The organism is Acaryochloris sp. 'Moss Beach', from assembly GCF_021497025.1.
Classification (GTDB): Bacteria; Cyanobacteriota; Cyanobacteriia; order Thermosynechococcales; family Thermosynechococcaceae; genus Acaryochloris; species Acaryochloris marina_A.
Genome location: NZ_CP071717.1, coordinates 4,645,940 through 4,663,945, shown reverse-complemented (window position 1 = coordinate 4,663,945; position 18,006 = coordinate 4,645,940). Strand labels below are relative to the sequence as shown.

General features: G+C 47.5%; 19 protein-coding genes. 8 read left to right on the top strand and 11 right to left on the bottom strand.

Going from position 1 to position 18,006, the window contains the following annotated elements:
- Positions 1-299 precede the first annotated feature (299 nt).
- On the top strand, positions 300-2,255 hold the full coding sequence (locus tag HRE53_RS21990) for a hypothetical protein (RefSeq protein ID WP_235107934.1): 1,956 nt from the start codon (positions 300-302) through the stop codon (positions 2,253-2,255).
- A 1-nt stretch (position 2,256) separates the two neighbouring features.
- Here the strand turns inward: HRE53_RS21990 and HRE53_RS21985 are convergent, their stop codons facing one another.
- Complete coding sequence (locus HRE53_RS21985) at positions 2,257-2,847, bottom strand: hypothetical protein (protein ID WP_235107933.1); 591 nt, start codon at positions 2,845-2,847, stop codon at positions 2,257-2,259.
- A 467-nt stretch (positions 2,848-3,314) separates the two neighbouring features.
- Here HRE53_RS21985 and HRE53_RS21980 point away from each other — a divergent pair, with 467 nt between their 5' ends.
- Positions 3,315-3,686, top strand: a complete 372-nt coding sequence (locus HRE53_RS21980) for a cyclic nucleotide-binding domain-containing protein (RefSeq protein ID WP_212665326.1) — start codon at positions 3,315-3,317, stop codon at positions 3,684-3,686.
- A gap of 14 nt (positions 3,687-3,700) precedes the next feature.
- Here the strand turns inward: HRE53_RS21980 and HRE53_RS21975 are convergent, their stop codons facing one another.
- The 5 genes from HRE53_RS21975 to psb29 form a co-directional block, all read right to left on the bottom strand.
- Positions 3,701-4,786, bottom strand: coding sequence for a glycosyl transferase (locus HRE53_RS21975; RefSeq protein WP_235107932.1), 1,086 nt, complete (start codon positions 4,784-4,786; stop codon positions 3,701-3,703).
- Positions 4,787-4,795: 9 nt separating this feature from the next.
- On the bottom strand, positions 4,796-5,380 hold the full coding sequence (locus tag HRE53_RS21970; RefSeq protein WP_235107931.1) for a PAP/fibrillin family protein: 585 nt from the start codon (positions 5,378-5,380) through the stop codon (positions 4,796-4,798).
- A gap of 113 nt (positions 5,381-5,493) precedes the next feature.
- Complete coding sequence (locus HRE53_RS21965; protein WP_235107930.1) at positions 5,494-6,129, bottom strand: bifunctional 4-hydroxy-2-oxoglutarate aldolase/2-dehydro-3-deoxy-phosphogluconate aldolase; 636 nt, start codon at positions 6,127-6,129, stop codon at positions 5,494-5,496.
- 20 nt (positions 6,130-6,149) lie between these two features.
- Positions 6,150-7,112 carry a DUF362 domain-containing protein gene (locus HRE53_RS21960; protein WP_235107929.1) on the bottom strand — a complete coding sequence of 321 codons (963 nt, stop codon included), beginning with the start codon at positions 7,110-7,112 and terminating at the stop codon, positions 6,150-6,152.
- 25 nt (positions 7,113-7,137) lie between these two features.
- Positions 7,138-7,881 (bottom strand): photosystem II biogenesis protein Psp29, encoded by a 744-nt coding sequence (gene psb29, locus HRE53_RS21955; protein ID WP_212665321.1) that lies wholly within the window; start codon positions 7,879-7,881, stop codon positions 7,138-7,140.
- 375 nt (positions 7,882-8,256) lie between these two features.
- On the opposite strand from psb29, the gene HRE53_RS21950 reads away from it, so the two are divergent.
- Entirely contained in the window at positions 8,257-9,291 is a 1,035-nt protein-coding gene (locus HRE53_RS21950) for a hypothetical protein (protein WP_212665320.1), read from the top strand.
- Between the two features lie 36 nt (positions 9,292-9,327).
- Here HRE53_RS21950 and grxD read toward each other — a convergent pair whose 3' ends face one another.
- The 3 genes from grxD to HRE53_RS21935 all read right to left on the bottom strand — a co-directional run bounded on the left by grxD (position 9,328) and on the right by HRE53_RS21935 (position 10,724).
- Positions 9,328-9,651, bottom strand: coding sequence for a Grx4 family monothiol glutaredoxin (grxD, locus tag HRE53_RS21945; RefSeq protein WP_212665319.1), 324 nt, complete (start codon positions 9,649-9,651; stop codon positions 9,328-9,330).
- 57 nt (positions 9,652-9,708) lie between these two features.
- Entirely contained in the window at positions 9,709-9,981 is a 273-nt protein-coding gene (locus tag HRE53_RS21940) for a BolA family protein (protein WP_212665318.1), read from the bottom strand.
- 98 nt (positions 9,982-10,079) lie between these two features.
- Positions 10,080-10,724 (bottom strand): hypothetical protein, encoded by a 645-nt coding sequence (locus HRE53_RS21935; protein ID WP_212665317.1) that lies wholly within the window; start codon positions 10,722-10,724, stop codon positions 10,080-10,082.
- Between the two features lie 403 nt (positions 10,725-11,127).
- Here HRE53_RS21935 and HRE53_RS21930 point away from each other — a divergent pair, with 403 nt between their 5' ends.
- Genes HRE53_RS21930 through HRE53_RS21915 form a run of 4 tightly spaced genes read left to right on the top strand, consistent with a single transcriptional unit; the run spans position 11,128 to position 15,531 of the window.
- On the top strand, positions 11,128-12,438 hold the full coding sequence (locus HRE53_RS21930; RefSeq protein WP_235107928.1) for a nicotinate phosphoribosyltransferase: 1,311 nt from the start codon (positions 11,128-11,130) through the stop codon (positions 12,436-12,438).
- A gap of 49 nt (positions 12,439-12,487) precedes the next feature.
- Positions 12,488-13,120, top strand: a complete 633-nt coding sequence (locus HRE53_RS21925; protein WP_235107927.1) for a nicotinate-nucleotide adenylyltransferase — start codon at positions 12,488-12,490, stop codon at positions 13,118-13,120.
- A 38-nt stretch (positions 13,121-13,158) separates the two neighbouring features.
- Positions 13,159-13,812 carry an NrtR DNA-binding winged helix domain-containing protein gene (locus HRE53_RS21920; protein ID WP_212666205.1) on the top strand — a complete coding sequence of 218 codons (654 nt, stop codon included), beginning with the start codon at positions 13,159-13,161 and terminating at the stop codon, positions 13,810-13,812.
- A gap of 9 nt (positions 13,813-13,821) precedes the next feature.
- Entirely contained in the window at positions 13,822-15,531 is a 1,710-nt protein-coding gene (locus tag HRE53_RS21915) for an NAD+ synthase (RefSeq protein ID WP_235107926.1), read from the top strand.
- A gap of 39 nt (positions 15,532-15,570) precedes the next feature.
- Here the strand turns inward: HRE53_RS21915 and HRE53_RS21910 are convergent, their stop codons facing one another.
- Positions 15,571-15,999, bottom strand: coding sequence for a phage holin family protein (locus HRE53_RS21910; protein ID WP_212665313.1), 429 nt, complete (start codon positions 15,997-15,999; stop codon positions 15,571-15,573).
- A gap of 327 nt (positions 16,000-16,326) precedes the next feature.
- Here HRE53_RS21910 and HRE53_RS21905 point away from each other — a divergent pair, with 327 nt between their 5' ends.
- Positions 16,327-17,361, top strand: a complete 1,035-nt coding sequence (locus tag HRE53_RS21905) for a TrkA family potassium uptake protein (protein ID WP_235107925.1) — start codon at positions 16,327-16,329, stop codon at positions 17,359-17,361.
- Between the two features lie 12 nt (positions 17,362-17,373).
- Here HRE53_RS21905 and HRE53_RS21900 read toward each other — a convergent pair whose 3' ends face one another.
- A complete protein-coding gene (locus HRE53_RS21900) occupies positions 17,374-17,970 on the bottom strand; it encodes a biopolymer transporter ExbD (RefSeq protein ID WP_235107924.1) in 597 nt (198 codons plus the stop codon).
- Positions 17,971-18,006: the final 36 nt, after the last annotated feature.

Here is an 18,006-nt window from a genome sequence, read left to right as displayed (position 1 = left end):
TTTTTAAAAAATTTGGCACAAGTACTTTGAAGATTTTTTTTCAATCAAACCACTTAAATCATCTTAATGTTTTCCAATATTTATGCAGGTATTAACATAAATTAATAATCTAAGATTAAGGTTGCTTCTAAAAAATTTATATGAGCTTGATAATATGATCAATTACTTACCTGCTTGTGATTGCGTTAATGATAATATGAGATCATGAATCATTTGACCATAGTTCAAAATTCAACTGAGTAAACTAGAGTCTTAAATATGCAGCTTTCTGATTGACAGCCTTTCTGCTGATCATCAATATGCCTTCAGCACCTGCCACAACTCAGCCCCTTGGAACCATCCTCCAGCAAGCCGGATTAGTCTCTGCCGCTCAGGTCAGTCTTGCCCTACAAGAACAAACCATTAATCAACATCGCCTCGGCGACCTCCTCTGCGAACATGGCTGGCTCCACGAACCCACTGCCCACTTTTTCGCCGAGCAATGGCCTACCCTCTTTCACGATCCGGACCTGTTACCCATTGGGCAATATCTACGCCAAGCCCACCTACTCACCGATACCCAAATTGACTACCTTCTAGAGCAACAAAACCTAACCCAACTCCGATTTGGCGTCCTTGCCGTAGCCAACGGTTGGATCAAACTCAAAACCATTAACTTTTTCCTGACCCATCTCCATCTTCAGGACATCCCCCAATCCCAGGAATCTGAAACCGATCAGGCCATTAACTTTGATACTCCAGAATATTGGCAACATCTGCGAGAGTATTTATTAGAGAATGAACTCGCCAACCCTTACTCCCTCCTCCAAATTTACGAACAAATTCTCACCCAGTATGACATTCCCTTCACCGGAGACCTAGAACAAACAGCACTGCTTAACCTAGAACTAGTCACCCTGCGCAATAACCGCCTCATCATTGCCCATCCCCTCTTTCGGTCCGTTTTTAACCCTAAGTGGATTCAGAGAGAACGGAAAAAACTCCATCCCTACGATAAAATCAGACTCCAATTTCTCAATCTGAGTAAAGCTGGAGCCTATCCCTATCGACTTTTAGAAGCCATTCTCACCTGGACCAATAATCACTCTGTACTTAACCAAAAAGTCGCCCACCTCGTCCGCACCAGTTCTTTTGTTGAAGCTGGAGAAGAATCCGCTATTGTGGAACAGCTTGTTCAGAACCAAATTATTCGCGATTGGAGATCTGGGTTTGCCACCAAACATCTCAGCAGCCTTGAAGAACAAGTTCTTCAGAATTCGAACTGTGATCCCATTGATTTATTGACCTACTATCAAGTCGTTTGGCATCAGTTACAGGCCCAATCCACCCAAGCAGAAGAAGAAACCGAATTGCTGCGTTTGGGACTTCTTGTGCAGGACGGTCAGCAAATTCAAGTGGCCAATCAAATCTATAGACTGGTATTTGATCAGACTTGGCTTGAACAACAAATCTCCCACATCCTCAATCCCCTAGATAACGAAGATTCCGCCCCAGCAGAAACAGCCTCTGAAGAGGTTTCCCTGCAGTATTTCGAACAACCCCCAGTCGCTGATTCAGCGAGCCCCATCCGTAGGTATGGGAAACTCATCGGTCTCTTTCTTTTGGGTGGATTGGGAATTAGTATTGCTATCTGGGTCCTCTCCAGCGATCGTCAACCCCAAACAGATCTGCCTCCATCACCAGAACAAGAAGTTCAGGTCCCAGCTAACCAACCTTCAACATCTCTTCAATCTCCACCAACCCAGACGGAGGCGCGTCCATCCGCCTCACCTAAACCAACCCCGGCACCAATAGAAACAACGCCTCCCAATGCTTCTGGGGGCGTTGTGTTGGTGGCTGAGACCAAAAGCGTACCCGTGTTTAGCGTCGGGGCAACGGATAAAGATATTCAGACTGCATTAGGTCCCCCTACATTGAAAAGTCCAGGTTACTGGCCGAATAGTTATGGGCTGTTGTACAAAAATCTCCAACCCCATCGAACAGACTTTGGCTTCTTATTGGATACAGATACCCAACGACTGCGACAAACGGAAGCTGCCTTTGCCCAATCAGCCGGACTCAGCACTCTCCGATTAGCTCTACAAGGCATGCTCAAAGAACGTCCCCCAGCAAAAGTAGTAGAACAACTGACTTTGATTTACCAAAGACAGGTCCAGGAATACGAATTTCAGGTAGGTGAACTAAAGGGAATTATTCAGCGCAATGAAAAAGATCGGATCTATATCGGGGTATGGGAAGCCGATTTTCATGAATGATTTAACCTCGATGCCGCTCCAGTAAAATCATCATTAGCAAGCTTAAAACCGCCATTTGCTGCTCATCTTCAGTCATCTGGTCTACCTGCTTGATCGTAAAGATGCGAGACAAGAAAGCGGGTACTTTACTAAAGCGCATCACCACGGTGCCATCGGGTCGAGTCACCAAATAAGTGGGGTTAAAAAGATAGCCCGTAAACATACCAATAATGGGAATTTCCGCAAATAGGGCATCCATGATTTTGACCCAGGGGTTCTCTTCATGAATGGATAACGCCGGGACTTCTGACTGCCCTGCAGCAATATCGTAATGGGCTTTCCAAATAGACTTCATGCCTTTGCGCTTCACGGAGCCAAGTTCTTGGCCTGTGCGATCGCGGAAATGATACCGAGCCGAGAAATCGATAATCCGATCGGCACCAATACTATAAAGTTGCTGGGTTTGAGCCTCATCTGCACAGACAGTAATTTGCTCTTTTAACTTAAACAACTTCTGTTTAACATAAAGGACAAGACTGCCCGTATTATCAGTTACAAAAATCTGAGGGGCGAAGGCCCATAGCTTGAATTTAAGAGTTAAGGGGTATTGCATGAGTTGATAGAGATTACGCCAGCAGAAACAATCCAACAAACTTGGAACTGAGATAGGTCAGAAAAAAAGCAACTATCTCATCCACATTCCAATAAGGATTCGGCTCTATTGGTACCATCAAAAGTGATAAAAATGTGGACGTTTAGAGTATGCCCGCAATCATGTTGGGACTAAGCATCAGCGTGAGCTGCCATATTTGCCCCTTAACCAAACCTAAGCCAATCGATCACGGTTCTCCTGGTGTGGAACATGCTATATCTCTTTTGACTTCCAACAAGTTTTGGTTTGTTCAATTAGACCTTGAGACATGCTGAGAAAAATATTTCTTTTGGCTCTCCGACAGTGAAACATACAGAACTCAATAAAATTCATTGACATTTAATTTATGTAATTAACTCAATGGGTACAAAGCAGATCTGAAGATTTTGACGTACCCTTGAAATAATCTAAGGAGATTTAGCGTTCCTATGGCAGAACCTGCAAGAACCGTCAGTATCTTTCATAAAGCCGATGCTCCCCTGTTTAAGAAAGCAGGAGACACCATATTTGCAGAAGGCGAAGCCGGTGAAGTCATGTTTGGGCTATTAACTGGAAAAGTAGATTTAGTCGTCAAAGGCAAGGTCGTCGAAACCATTCAGGCCGGAGATGTCTTTGGAGAAGGAGCGTTAGTTCAACCCTCTGGAACAAGAGCCTCGACTGCTATTGCTCGAAGTGACTGTAGCCTGGTGTACTTAAATCAGGAGCGATTTCTTTTTGCGATCCAAAATACTCCTATGTTTGCTATTGAAGTAATGCGGAGTTATTCCGATCGACTTCGTCGTCTGAAGCATTTAATGTAAAACCAATTCCAGAGCTAGTCCTGATACAGATAATTGATCACAGCCGTTGCCAAAGTATGTGTCCCATCTTTGGGCAGGGATGTTTCTTTCCGCGGTGGCAGTAAAGGCTGAAACAAAAACTCCCACTGGCTTTCAGTAAACTCATTTTCTGCCAGTAAATAATGATGGTTATGGTCTTGTAGCCCCGTTAATAAAAATTGTGCTTCGGCAAAATCATCCCGAGGGATGGAAATAATGGGAATGTCAAGCCTACAGGCTTCAGCAAAGGTGCCATAACCCGGCTTGCTGATAATGCGACTACATAAAGGCATCATATCTACGGGTCGATATTTGCTATCCGTAACCTTGATTAGGTTGGTATAGATATCTGGGGCAAGGCGGTCAAAGGTAATAAATTGCCAATCTGGAAACTGCTGAAGATTGCGGTAGGGAATTTTAGCGAGCCCCAGTCCACCAAAGCTGAGCAGAACGGTCTTTTCTGGGTTAGCTGTAAGGCCAAAAACACGGCGCAATTCAAGGGTGGTATAGCGAGGTGAAGCCCCTGTCAGGCCGATATCTGTAATATTGGAGAATGCTGACATGGGCTCGTGAAACGGGAGGCGAAATAAGCGATCGCATTTGCCGAAACACTCTCGCACCCATTCCACAATTTCCGCAAAATCCTCTCCCCACTGCTCATAGATCAAATCCCAGCCAAAGTTGCTGGCCATCCAGCAGGGAATCCCTGCTTTTTCAGCAATCACACTCGCCAATGGGGGAATATCGGCTAAAACAAGCTGGGCGCCGGTCTGCTTGATATAGTCCACTTCACCAGCAACTAACCGTTGTTGATAGGTACGAATTTCCTGCAGCTGCGTCAGGGTGGCAGGAATATTCATATTCAGACCATCCTTCTGAATCACTCCTACATCAAAGACCCGAGAACGGTAAATAAAGTCTCCAGGCAGATAGGACTCAATCAGCCATCGAGGGGCACTCGTGACCACAATCAGGAGCACATCGGGGACCAACCGCTGAATTTCTGCTAAGACCGCTGCAGTGCGAGTGGCATGACCAAAGCCATGGTTGGTAATCGCTGCATATAAAGTGGGTCGGGCCATCCTCAACCTTTAGACTCTTGTCAACACAAAGAGGCTATCATTATTGCCCCGGCCAATGCGCAAGTCCTCGTCTAAATAGGTCGTTTCTAGCCAGCCTGCTGAACGATCGGCATCTAAGGGCATCGAGAGGGCTGCAACTGGGCTCTGAGTCTCCAAACGAGAAATCAAGACATCCAAGGAAGGATAATTCATTAACCCCTTCACCCCCAAAATAGAGCGCTCAAAATTGACTTGGACCCGTCGCTCTGATACGGGGGTCAGCCGAGCTGCCACACAAAGCACACCCTCTAAGAACGGGATACCCTGCAACTCCAAAACGTTATACAGCTTTAGTTCCTGACCTCGAATACATTGATAAATCGGCCCTGCAGGCACCACGGGTAGTCGTGCCAAGCCCAGCAAATCAGGGCTCGTTGTATAAATTAACCGCCAGACACCACTGAGTAGTTCTTGTTCGCTTAAGGGTTGTGGCGTAGGATTTTGAACTTCGAGCTGAACGACTTTATCCAGAACTAAACTGCGATTGGCCTCTGTAGTGATCACACCTCGATTTGTACCTGCGATCGCAGCCAGTAACTCTGCTTTGACAATCATGTCTCAGCTCCCCAGTATCAACACGATAGTTATTCATTACCCAAGATATCGCTCCCCGTCATTGTAACCAACCTCACCAGCGCACTGTTTGACCCGATAAGCTCCACCATTAATCACGGCAGCAATTGATGCAATAGCTGCTCTGTTCTGCGGGTAATTGCTGGCCAATCCCCAGATTGGAGGGCTCCCTTGGGAAATAAGTAACTCGATAACCCCACCCCCACAGCCCCTGCTTCAATCAGGGCCACAGCATTCTCTAACGTCACACCACCCGTGGGTATCAAAGGGATATGTCCTAGGGGACCTTGCAAACTCTGGATATATTGGCTTCCTCCCATCGTTTCTACCGGAAAAATCTTGACACTACTAGCCCCGGCCTGCCAGGCCGTGACAATCTCTGTAGGTGATAAAGCTCCGGGAATAATGGGAATATCGTTAGCCACCGCCGTCTGAATAATATCCAGGTTGACATGGGGGCAAAAACAAAACTGTGCACCCGCTGCGATCGCAACTCGTAACTGATCAACTGTCATAATTGTTCCCACACCAATTTGACAGTCTGGTAGAGCTTCCCGAAGCTGAGTCACCAAGGTAGCGGCTTGGTCACTATTCCAGGCAATTTCGATTAGCGTCATACCGGCTTGGGCAATCGCCTCAGCCATGCGAAACCCCAAGGCCAATTCAGAAGCCCGAATCACACCAATGGCCCGATGATGTCTCACCGTCTTTAACCAGCAGATCTGCGTCAACGTTATAAAGCTATCGTCACCTACCGCTGAGCATAGGCTGTCATGGGTTCTTTAATCCAGCGGATATAGAGATGCTTGAAAGTCGACCGCAGAACCCGAGGTGCCCCAAAATCAATGGGCATCAAATGATCTGGCAACCGCCAGTCTGTGACCTGCAAATCATGGGGATGGCCCAAGGGAAACTGAATATCTTGCCAATCTGGACAATATCCCAGGCGAAGAGCTGCTGCCATCGTGGGCACTTGTTCTGGTTCCACCTGCAACATCTTCAAAATAGCTCGGTCTAACGCAAAGACATCCTCAGAAGCCGCCATTATCCCTAAGCGCCTAGGATCACCGTTACTAGGGCCATTGCCTTCATGGGCAATGATGCCATCCACAATAGTCAGGTTAGGAGCTAGGGTTCGGGCTGTTTCGACCAGCATTTCCCCAAACCGATCCACATCCTTCCCCGCCTCCATATGCCACCAGGCTTTCATTTTGCCGGGAACACAGCCAAATAAATTCTTGACCCCCAACGTCATCGTGAGCTGGACATGGGACTTCACCTTCGGCAGATTAATAATCACATCCGCTTCCATCGCCTCTTTCGACAGTCTCAGATGATCAAAGGTCTGGCTCTCTGTGGGATAACGACCGCCATGTAATTCCACAATGGGGATATCGAAGGCCGTTAACAGAGGTTCGTAACCATTGGCCTCTGCAACACCCCGAGCACTCCCAAAAGCCGGACTATCACCAATAAAAGGATGACCACCAGCTGCTATGACCATCTCCGCCACCCTCGCAACTAATTCAGGCCGAGTCGTACATTCGTTCTGGGGACGTCCCCCCGTTAACAAATTAGGTTTAAGTAAAACCCGATCACCTGGAGTGACAAATTTTGTCATCCCTCCCAAAGGGGCAAGAACCGATTCTAAAGATTCCTTTAGAGAAGATTGCTCATAGCTATGGGCCGGAATAAGGCAGACAGATGCGGTCATGGTATTACTCCGTTAAGACAGAAAATTAACTGGAGACCTCAGACGTAGGTTCAGAATCTGGGGTACTAGCCTCGGCAGCAGGTGTATCATCAGAACCTTCTTGCTTAGCCTGGTCTGCATCTCTACGCTTCTTTTGAGCTTCCAAAATATCATCCATGGCCTGACGAACTTGGGCAATTTTGTCCAAATTCCCTCGATAGATTTCTAAATCCTTTTGCAGCTTACTCTCAGAAATATTGAGCACTGTACAAATATTAGGCAGAAACTCTGCCAAAGATTCTTCATCTTGAGTTATGTTCCCTTCACTGAGTTCTAAAAGGGTAAACAACCCAATCGCAAACAGGCGGCTGTACTTAAACTTAGGATTTTGAGCAATATTCCTTAGCTGCCACTGCAGCTCATCGCCCCCGGAATTAGCCGCTTGGGTAATCCAATCCAACATTTCCTGGGCAGATTTCGACTGGGCCAATTCTGTTAAACGCTGGCCATCCTTCTGCATTTGCACTGGATCGGCTTCCTGGGCCTTACACAAAGCGCTAAAAATTGTGTCTTTATCATTCTCAGGCTGATACCCATCCATAAACCGGTCAAAGGAGGTGGTCACGCCCAAGGCAAAAATAGGATCGTAGCGAAAATCTTCATTTACCCGCAGTAGATGCATCTCTACCATGAGCTCCTCCACCACCCTTCGATACACTGAATTCACGGGACGGGTATGGATAGAGTAAAAAGCTCGTTTTGTGTCAGAAACAGTACGCAGGTTATTCACAATAAGGGAAAAAAGAAAAACTACAAATATTAACTCAGCGAAATCGGTGGATCGCTAGCCGAGAAGAAAACCATGAGGTCTTAAAATAATAAAACTTCAGTCTTTCTACATCAGTGTGGTCAATAACCTAGATTGGCTTTAGAATCTGGACATACAGAGAACTAAATGTCCATTTATTCTTGTTGGCTATCGTCTGTTAGGTTAACAGATACTTGTGATTGAATGTTTAACCTCTCGAGGGAAACTAACCCAAGGCGGAATTCAGTCACCATGACCCACCATATTGATGATATTTCAAGAACTAAGATATTTCACACCCTGTAATGGGTAGGATAACTATAGGTGAGAACAGCAAATCTAGGGTAGAAATTTGTAGTGGACGTTGATCAAACAAAAATTCTGAAGCTCGCTCAACAAGGAAATCAACAAGCTATTGCTGTCGTACTCAATCGTCACCTGATGCCCAAAGGTGCTCACATCAAAGTGAAGCATAAAGACGATTGCTTACAGATTCTCTTGCATACCCCTCAAAAGGCACAGCAATCTACGTTGATCCAAATGCTCCGGGATCAGCTATTAATGCTCCATCCTGCTGGGTTTAGTTCAGTCAAGATTTATAACCCACATCCTGGGAAAAAGACAGCCAGCCTCATTCACGAGTTTAGATTAAGTAACTCAGCTCCCTCACCCACCCGTAACGCCGCTCGTCCAGATATTCCTGCCCCTTCTCAATCTGTTCCACCCCATCGTCAGGCTCCACCAGCACCCCAGAGATCGTCTGTCGCTGAAGTATTGCTCCATATGAGCAGCTTGGAGGATCTCAAAGTCCTCAAGGATCATCCGTTCTTTACAGGCAAGTGCCCCCGGTGTGGCAGCCCCTATATTCAGCAAGACCCACCTCCCGTTTATTGGGATTGCCAAGAATGCGGCTGGGAAGATAATTTAAGCCAGCTCGTCCCTCAAACAAACTCAGATAACGCCAACCAAAAGAACTTTGCCGATAGTAAGAAACTCGGTAATTATCTTATGGAAGCGGGTCTATTAACCTCAGCACAGATCGAAGTAGCCCTGGCTGATCAGCAAATTACCGGTATGCGACTAGGAGAAGTACTGGTTCGTAGAGGCTGGGTCAAAGAAGAGACTATTGAGTACCTCATGCAGAAGGTCATCTTACCGGAGAGAACCTCTTCGCAGGATCAATCTACTTCCTATATGGAACTCAGTCGGAAGCTCTTAAAAACGTTGATGAGCCAAGCAGGACCCACTTCTAGCGAAGCACCAGAGCAAAACAACACCCCTGCACCTACCCCTGAAAAGCCCAAAGCGCCCATTGCCAGTGAACGGGCGACTTTAGTCTTACCAGATGCCGATGTCAGCGACTATCTCGATGACTTCCCATCGATGAGCTAAGTCTTGCTACGGTAAAGAAAGACCTGCTGAAATAATTTAAGAGGCTAAGGCAACCTCGACCAACTGCTGCAGCTCACCCTGCTGATATAGCTCGATCAAGACATCAGAACCACCCACAAACTCCCCATTGATATAGACCTGGGGAATGGTTGGCCAGTTGGAATACTCTTTAATTCCTTGGCGAATATCGGAGTCTTCTAGCACATCTACCGTTTCGTAGGGTGCGCCAAGACTATTAAGGATCTGAACCGCATTATTAGAAAATCCACATTGAGGCATCAGCTTAGAGCCCTTCATAAACACGAGGACTTTGTTGGTTTGAACTAAATTATCAAGGCGTTCTTTCAATTCAGGTGTCATAACAGGATCCAAAAATTACTTCTAATCAGGGGGTTTATGATTGATGTGATTCAGCCGTTAGGAGGACTGCACCACATCTGCTTGTTGGGCCTGCCACTTTTCAGGCGTGAATGTTTTCAGCGCTAAGGCATGCAACTGCTCACTGGCCATCACTTGATTGACTGAGCGATAGACCAACTGATGTTGTTGAACCAGGGTTTTGCCTGCAAACTCGGCAGAAATGATCGTTGCTTGATAATGATCACCACCCCCAGTTAGATCCTGAACAAAAACTTCAGCCCCAGGCAAACCAGCTTGAATCATTGCAGTAAGGTCATCCGGGTTAATCATCTAGATGCTTGAAGAAAATAAGAACGTCACTAGTTTAGCTTTAAACTATGAGTCCGTTATGCAACCTCAATACTTCAAAAAGCAGATGAGAAGAGGATTTACTTGGGCTGTGCAGGCGCTTCTGGAGACGTTTCAGGTGAAGTGGAGGTTTTAGCACCTGGAGTGCGGGGGTAGGGAATGTCAGAAAAACCTAATTCCACCAACTGCTGGTAGGATTTCTTACCCAAATTTCGAGACGGGTTTTGGCTACGGATAATCTCAATTAACAAAGGAATTGCTTTCTCGGGCTTATTTTGGGCTCGATACACCAAAGCCAGCTGATAGGTTGATTTATCTCGAAGTTGTGCCGTTTCTAGTGCTTTTTTCCGGTGACTTTCGGAAACCCGGCGGTCAACGCCTAGAAAACTAGAGGTCAGGGTTGAATAGAAGTTGGAAAGCTGGTTCATGATTTGACGGGCATCTTGAAGCTTGTTGGCCGCCAAATCAAAATTTTGAGAACTGTAGGCGCTTTCGGCCTCAGTCATCAAGCGTTTTCCCGCTGGAATACTAAATAACCCCCCTGTAATACTGGGACTCAATACTTCAACATTATCTAAATCAGAGGACTGGCTAGCACCAGAGCCATCTAAATCTCCTGCGCGTTGAGCTTGAACTGATACAGGCAAGAAGGAGACAAAAGAGACAGACGCAACCAATAGGGCTAGATATCGGTTACCGGGGATGAATGAGCGGGAAGGTTGCATAAACACTGTTCGATAAACTCTGTAAGGACGCTGACGTAATCAGTTCAGGTTCTGGCCATCTTATCATTTGCCGTCGTAGCAAAGATCTCTTGAATCCTTGACCCTGCACTTCAACAATCTGCTTGACGATCTGGGTCTATAGAATTGTTCCGAACGGAGCAATTCAGTTAAATACAATTACCAACCTATTCTTGAGGTGACTTTGCAATTATGGTAATTTTTTACTATAATTAAAACAAGCGCTTCTAAAATGAGTTTTAGTTCATCTTTAGACAATCGCTGCTCCCTGATTTCACAGGGGTTTCATTGATATTTACTAGGAGTTCAGCGATGTTAGGACTGGTTAAGCCCCCCTGAGGTAGCCGATCAATCTTTAAACCTCTCTGCCAGTGACTATAATCTCTTGACCGATTTATATCAAGCCACCATGTCTGCTTGCTATTTGAATGAGAATCTTGCAGAAATACCTGCAAGCTTTGAATTAACGGTTCGGCGCTTACCTGCCAAGTTTGGCTATTTAGTCGCGATGGGTTTAGCACAGGTTTTAGATTACCTACAAAACCTAAAATTTACGGATCAGCAAATTCAGTATCTCCAAGAAACTGATTTATTTAGTCATGCCCCCACCCAGTTTTGGAGCATGTTAGAACAGGGTCGATTTACCGGGGATGTCTGGGCTGTCCCAGAGGGAACACCGATCTTTGCCAATGAACCCTTTTTGAGGATTGAGGCTCCTTTGTGGCAAGCCCAGTGGGTAGAAACGTTTATCCTTAATACCATCAACTATCAAACCTTAATCGCCACCCGTGCAGCTCGATTGCGAGACGTGGCTGGCCCCGACGCCACGGTCTTAGAATTTGGTACCCGCCGAGCATTTGGGCCCCAGGCTTCGGTCTGGGCAGCCCGAGCTGCCTTAGCTGCCGGATTAAATGCCACTTCCAATGTCTTAGCAGCCCAAAAACTGGGCCGAACACCCAGTGGAACCATGGCCCACGCGTTAGTTATGGCCATGACTGCCACCCAAGGGACCGAACTTCAGGCCTTTACTGCCTTCCACCGGACCTTTCCCCAGGCCGCTTTGTTGATTGATACCTATGACACCCTCGCAGCAGCCCAAACCCTGGCGGAGAAAGTTAAAGCGGGGGAACTAGAGGTACCCGCTATCCGCCTTGACTCTGGAAATTTAGTGGAATTATCCCAACAGATTCACCAACTTCTGCCCAAGGCCAAAATTGTGGTCAGTGGAGATTTAGATGAGCAAGAGATTCTCCGACTCCGCCAAGCTGGAGCTTACATCCATGGCTATGGCGTCGGGACTAAGCTCGTGACAGGCAGTCCTGTCAACGGTGTGTATAAACTCGTCGACATCGATGATAAGCCAGTTATGAAAGAGGCCAATGGCAAAATCACCTATCCCGGTCGCAAGCAAATTTTCCGCCAGTTTCATCAGGGGCAGGTGATTCAAGATCAGCTGGGCTTGATCAACGATGCGGCCCCTGTGGGGCAACCCCTCTTACAACCTGTGATGAAAGCAGGGCAACACCTCACATCTCCAGAATCTTTGGAGACCATTGCCCAACGGACCTTGGCTTCCGTGCAAAGCTTGTCAGCAGAGGTTCGTTGTGTGGCGAATCCGGTCTCTTTGCCCATTCACTTATCTACCGATTTGCAAGCCTTAACAGCAGCTACTCGCCGAACATCGGAAGCTGCCTAGCCCTCAATTCCCCCGCCGTCTCGCCCCGTTCCCTTAGATGATTTGCTCTATGAAAAAAATTGCACTTTTCGGCACTAGTGCTGACCCACCCACAGTAGGACATCAATCCATTATTGAATGGTTAGCTGGGCTTTACGATTATGTGGCCGTCTGGGCATCAGACAACCCCTTTAAACAGCACCAGTCTGTCTTGTCTGAACGTCAGCGGATGTTGGCATTGCTTATTCAGGATTCGCAACAGCGCTGTGAACATGTGGGGTTACAGGCTGAGTTAAGTCATTCCAAGACTCTGTTCACGGTGCAGCAGGCCCAACAGCTCTGGCCCCATGCTGAACTAACCCTAGTGGTCGGTTCAGATGTGGTGACAACGTTACCCCATTGGTATGGAGTCGAAACCTTATTCCAGCAAGTCCAGCTCCTGATTTTGCACCGACCGGATGCTCAGCTCCATTCTGATGCCTTAACAGCCCTCCAAAGGATGGGAGCACAATTGGCCATCGCCAATTTTCAAGGCCCACCCGTATCATCCAGTCACTATCGCCATACGGGGGATATTAACGATGTCCCCCCCGCTATTGCTGCCTACATTCAACAACATCATCTGTACTCATGGAACGCGCCCCATCCTCATCTCGACGAAACTCCACAACCTCTACTCTTGACTACCCCACCCCAGCCCTAGCAGAGTTCAAGGTCGGCGTAGACAATGTCATTTTTTCCGTGGACACGGCTCAAAATCGTCTGCTGGCCCTGCTCGTCAAGCGCCACAGTGATCCCTATTTAGGAGACTGGGCTTTACCCGGAACCTTGGTGCGAGAAGGCGAATCCCTGGAGGCCGCTGCCTATCGAATTCTGGCGGAAAAGTTACGGGTGGAGAACCTGTATCTTGAACAGCTCTATAGTTTTGGTGGTCCCCATCGAGATCCGCGGGAAGCGCCGGACAGCTTTGGGGTGCGCTACTTATCCGTCAGCTATTTCGCTCTCGTCCGTTATGAAGATGCCATGCTGATCGTGGACGAAGGCTGTGAAATTGATTGGCATCCCGTCGAGGCATTACCCAATCTCGCCTTTGATCACCCAGACATTCTCAACTATGGTCATCAACGGCTATGTAACAAGTTGGAGTACAGTCCTGTCGCCTTTGAGGTGTTGCCAGACTGCTTTACCCTGGCAGATCTCTATCAGCTTTACAGCACTGTTTTGGGGGAGAACTTCACAGATTACTCTAATTTCCGATCGCGACTGTTGAAGTTAGGATTTTTGGCCGATACGGGGGAGAAAATCTGCCGCGGGGCGGGTCGCCCTGCCACTTTATATCGCTTCGATGTCGAAGCCTTTGCACCTTTTCGGGATAAACCGCTAGTTTTTGTGTAGGAACGAAAAATGAAGATTGCGATCGCACAATTGAATCCCACCATTGGTGATTTAGTGGGAAATGCTGCGGCTATTGAAGCGGCGGCAACCACAGCCGAACAGCAGGGGGCGACCTTACTCTTGACCCCAGAGCTGTCCCTTTGTGGTTATCCCCCAAGAGACTTGTTGCTCGACCCTAGCTTTGTGGAGGCGGCCCAAACCGCATTAGAACAGCTTGCCACCCAGTTGCCAGCCAAACTTCATGTGCTGGTGGGCAGCGTGCAGCAGAACAAGGCTCAGGGGGGTAAACCCTTATTCAATAGCATTGTCCATTTGCATAAGGGCGAGATTCAACAGTGTTTTCATAAGCATTTGTTGCCCACCTACGATGTGTTCGATGAAGATCGCTATTTTGAACCTGGCAACCAACCCAATGTCCTGGACCTGAAAGAAGGCAAAATTGGGGTCACCATCTGTGAGGATCTGTGGAACAATTCAGATTTCTGGGAGAAACAAGCCTACGCGGTTGATCCGGTTGCAGAACTGATGAGCTACAACGTAGATTTGATTATCAACTTATCCGCCTCTCCCTTCTGCGTAGGCAAGCAAGAACTACGAGAAGCGATGTTGCGGCACCATGCTCAGCAATATCACTGTCCCTTGATCTATGCCAATCAGGTGGGAGGGAATGATGACTTAATTTTTGATGGCCGCAGTGTCGCCGTCAATCGCCAGGGAAACGTGGTCGGTCGAGCTAACGGCTTTGCCCAGGATTTATTATTCCTCACCTACGAAGCTCATGATTTACTGTCCAGTCGAATCGAACCTACCGTTACTGATATCAATGCTGAAATCTGGTCAACCTTGGTGCTGGGATTGCGGGACTATGCTCAAAAATGTGGGTTTAGCCAAGCGGTTCTAGGGCTCAGTGGCGGCATTGACTCTTCCTTAGTCGCCGCCATTGCTGCTGCCGCCCTGGGTCCGGAGAATGTCTTGGGCGTATTGATGCCTTCACCCTATAGCTCTGACCATTCCATTAAAGATGCGGAAGATCTGGCTCAGAACTTAGGAATGCCCACTACGCAGTTAGAGATCGCACCCGCGATGCAGACCTACGACGATATCTTAGGCTCCGTTTTTGCGGGGACAGAACCCGGTGTCGCCGAAGAAAATATTCAGGCCCGGATTCGGGGCAATTTACTGATGGCCATTGCCAATAAATTTGGTCGTTTGCTGATCTCCACCGGTAATAAATCGGAAATGGCCGTCGGCTACTGCACCCTCTATGGGGATATGAACGGGGGCTTAGCAGCCATTGCAGATGTACCTAAAACCCGTGTGTACGAGCTATGCCGATGGCTTAATACCAACACCCCGCCTGAACTGGGAGAGCAGAACATCATCATTCCCGAATCTGTGATTACCAAGCCCCCCAGTGCTGAACTCAAACCCGGACAAGTGGATCAAGACTCCCTGCCTGACTATGACGTTCTCGATGATATTCTCTATCGCTATGTCGACAATCATCAATCTAGCCAACAAATAATCGCAGCAGGTCACCCTGCTGCGATCGTGGACCGCATTATTCAAATGGTAAAAAGGGCTGAGTTCAAACGTCGCCAAGCACCGCCGGGACTCAAGATTACGGATCGAGCCTTTGGCACGGGTTGGCGCATGCCCATTGCGGCTCGAACCACCCGCCCAACCGTAACGGCTCATCCTGTGTCCGTTGAAACCTAATGGCTAGCCAGCGGAACGAATAAACCGTTGACAGGGAAACTAACCAATTCCAGCCATAACCAAGGCTGCCTTTGCTGTTCCACCAAAAGGTAGGAGATGATTAATCACTGTATTCAATATGGTGAGTAGGATGGATCCGACGATGGGATCTAAAATCTTATTTTTCAGGCTAAACCCAGGCACCAATGCGGCGGCCAGGGCAAAAATAATGATATTCAGGACAAAGTGAATGGGGCCAGCAATCACAATATCAGTCAGTTTTGGTCCTAACTCCAATAGGCCAAACAAAGGCACGACCAAAGCATTCAGGATGCCGAAGATAAAAGCAGAAAAGACAGCCTTACCCGGGCTATCAATTTCTACACCCAAAAATGGCAATTTGGAAATGATGAAGAGACTAATGGCGGTCACAATCAGTTTTAGGACTAATCCTAGGATTGTGTTGACGCCCCATGCTAATGGAATCACTTGTCTATCCTCCTCGGGTAGAGTATTGGTTGATGACTAGCAGAGTCACTCGTAATAAGTCCCCCCGTGGATTACTCCACACTTAGTGACTACCGTTTTTGATTCAGATTCCTAATACTCCTACCGTATTATTTGCTACTAACCCCCAGAATATTTAGATTTGTTTATAAAAAAGCGAAATACTTCGTCATACTCTGAAGCCCTGAAATTATCGAGATGCAACTCAATCCACTCCCATCTGTAAACACACCGATCTAGACCTACTATTTAGAGGCGAATATCTTTTTCCCCAGATGTTCAGGTCAATTTCTTCGACGGACTATTGCCGTGTACTCGATTTTGGAGAAAAAGTATCAGCAGATTCAACGAGAATTATTTTTAGGAATTGGGGCCTTCGGAGGCGTCATTGTCTTAGGCACCCTTTGGTATTGGTTGGTTGAACATTGGCCCCTGACCGATGCCCTCTATATGACGGTGATTACCCTCTCCACCGTTGGCTTTATGGAAGTGAACCCCCTCAGCGATCGCGGTCGGTTATTCACGATTGTCTTGATTATCATCGGGGTGATTTGGCTCGGCTATATTGCCAATCGCTTTACAGAAGCCGTGATTCAAGGGTATTTCCGAGACGGAGTCCGTTTACAACAACAGCGACGGCTCCTAGAAGATGTCTCAGAGCACTTTGTACTCTGCGGGTTTGGTCGCACCGGCCAACAGATTGCCCAAGAGTTCACCTCAGAGAATATCCCTTTTGTGATTATTGATCAGGATGAAGAAGGGGTTGAAATGGCCCAAAATTTGGGCTATGTCACAGTTCAAGGTAGCGCGATCCAAAATCAAACCCTATTACAAGCCGGTATAGAACGAGCCTGCGGTATCGTCACTACTCTGGCATCCGATGCCGACAATCTATACGCCGTGTTGTCCGCTAAAAACATCAATCCCAACATCAGAGCCATTGTCCGGGCCAATAGCGAAGATGCCCTAGCCAAAATGCAGCAAGTCGGAGCAGATGCTGTAGTTTCCCCCTATATGACCGTTGGCAAACGGATGGTTGCAGCGGCCTTACGGCCCCAAGTCGTCAACTTTATGGATGTGGCTTTAACGGGCAGTGAACCGGATTTTTATATCGAAGAACTGCTGATCGATACGGAGAGTTGTCCCTATATTGGTCAGACCTTGGGGGTATTGGGGGTGCGATCTCAGACCGGTGCCTCCATCCTCGCCATCCGTCGGGACAACGGTGAACTCATTGGCGCTCCATCAGCACAAACTGAATTTCGCAGCCAAGATCTACTGATTTGCATGGGAACGACCCCACAACTTCAAGCCCTAAACCAAGCCTTATCACCTCAGAACTAATTGATTGCGTACTTACGGTGCAGCAGGGCTGGGTTGAGGCTGAGAACCCGGTAAAGGAGCGAGAGGTTGTCCTGGTAACGGGGTAATCGGTTGAGTAGACGGCTGATTGGGCGCAGCGGGAAAGGTCCCTGGATTAGGGCCATCTACAGATGGAACGGGTAACACGTCATTTTGACCTGGAACCTGACCAGGAGGGGTCACTGGATCACTTTTAACGGTCTCTAGAGCCACCCGCTCTCCCCCCACAGACCGCAGCACATCCAAAACCGTAATCACCTGATCGTAAGTAGCACCTCCATCAGCCTTCAAAATGACAACACCTTGAGGGGTCGTTTGCAGATAGCGACTCACTAACTGCTTCAGCTGAGTTTGATTAACCGGTTGATTATTCGCCAACAACTCTCCGAGAATGCCAACTTGCACTCTGAATTTACTGCTAAATTGGGGCGTCCCTGTTTCTGCCTTAGGAAGATTGAGATTAATCCCTTCAGGCCGACTCAACCCTACCGTTCCCAAGATAAACACCGCCAGGAGACAAAAAACGACATCTAATAGCGGAATTAGTTCAACTTGAATCTCTGCTTCTTCATTTTCTATAAATGTTTTCATAGGACTTCATACTGGCGATCAACGGGCAAATCAATA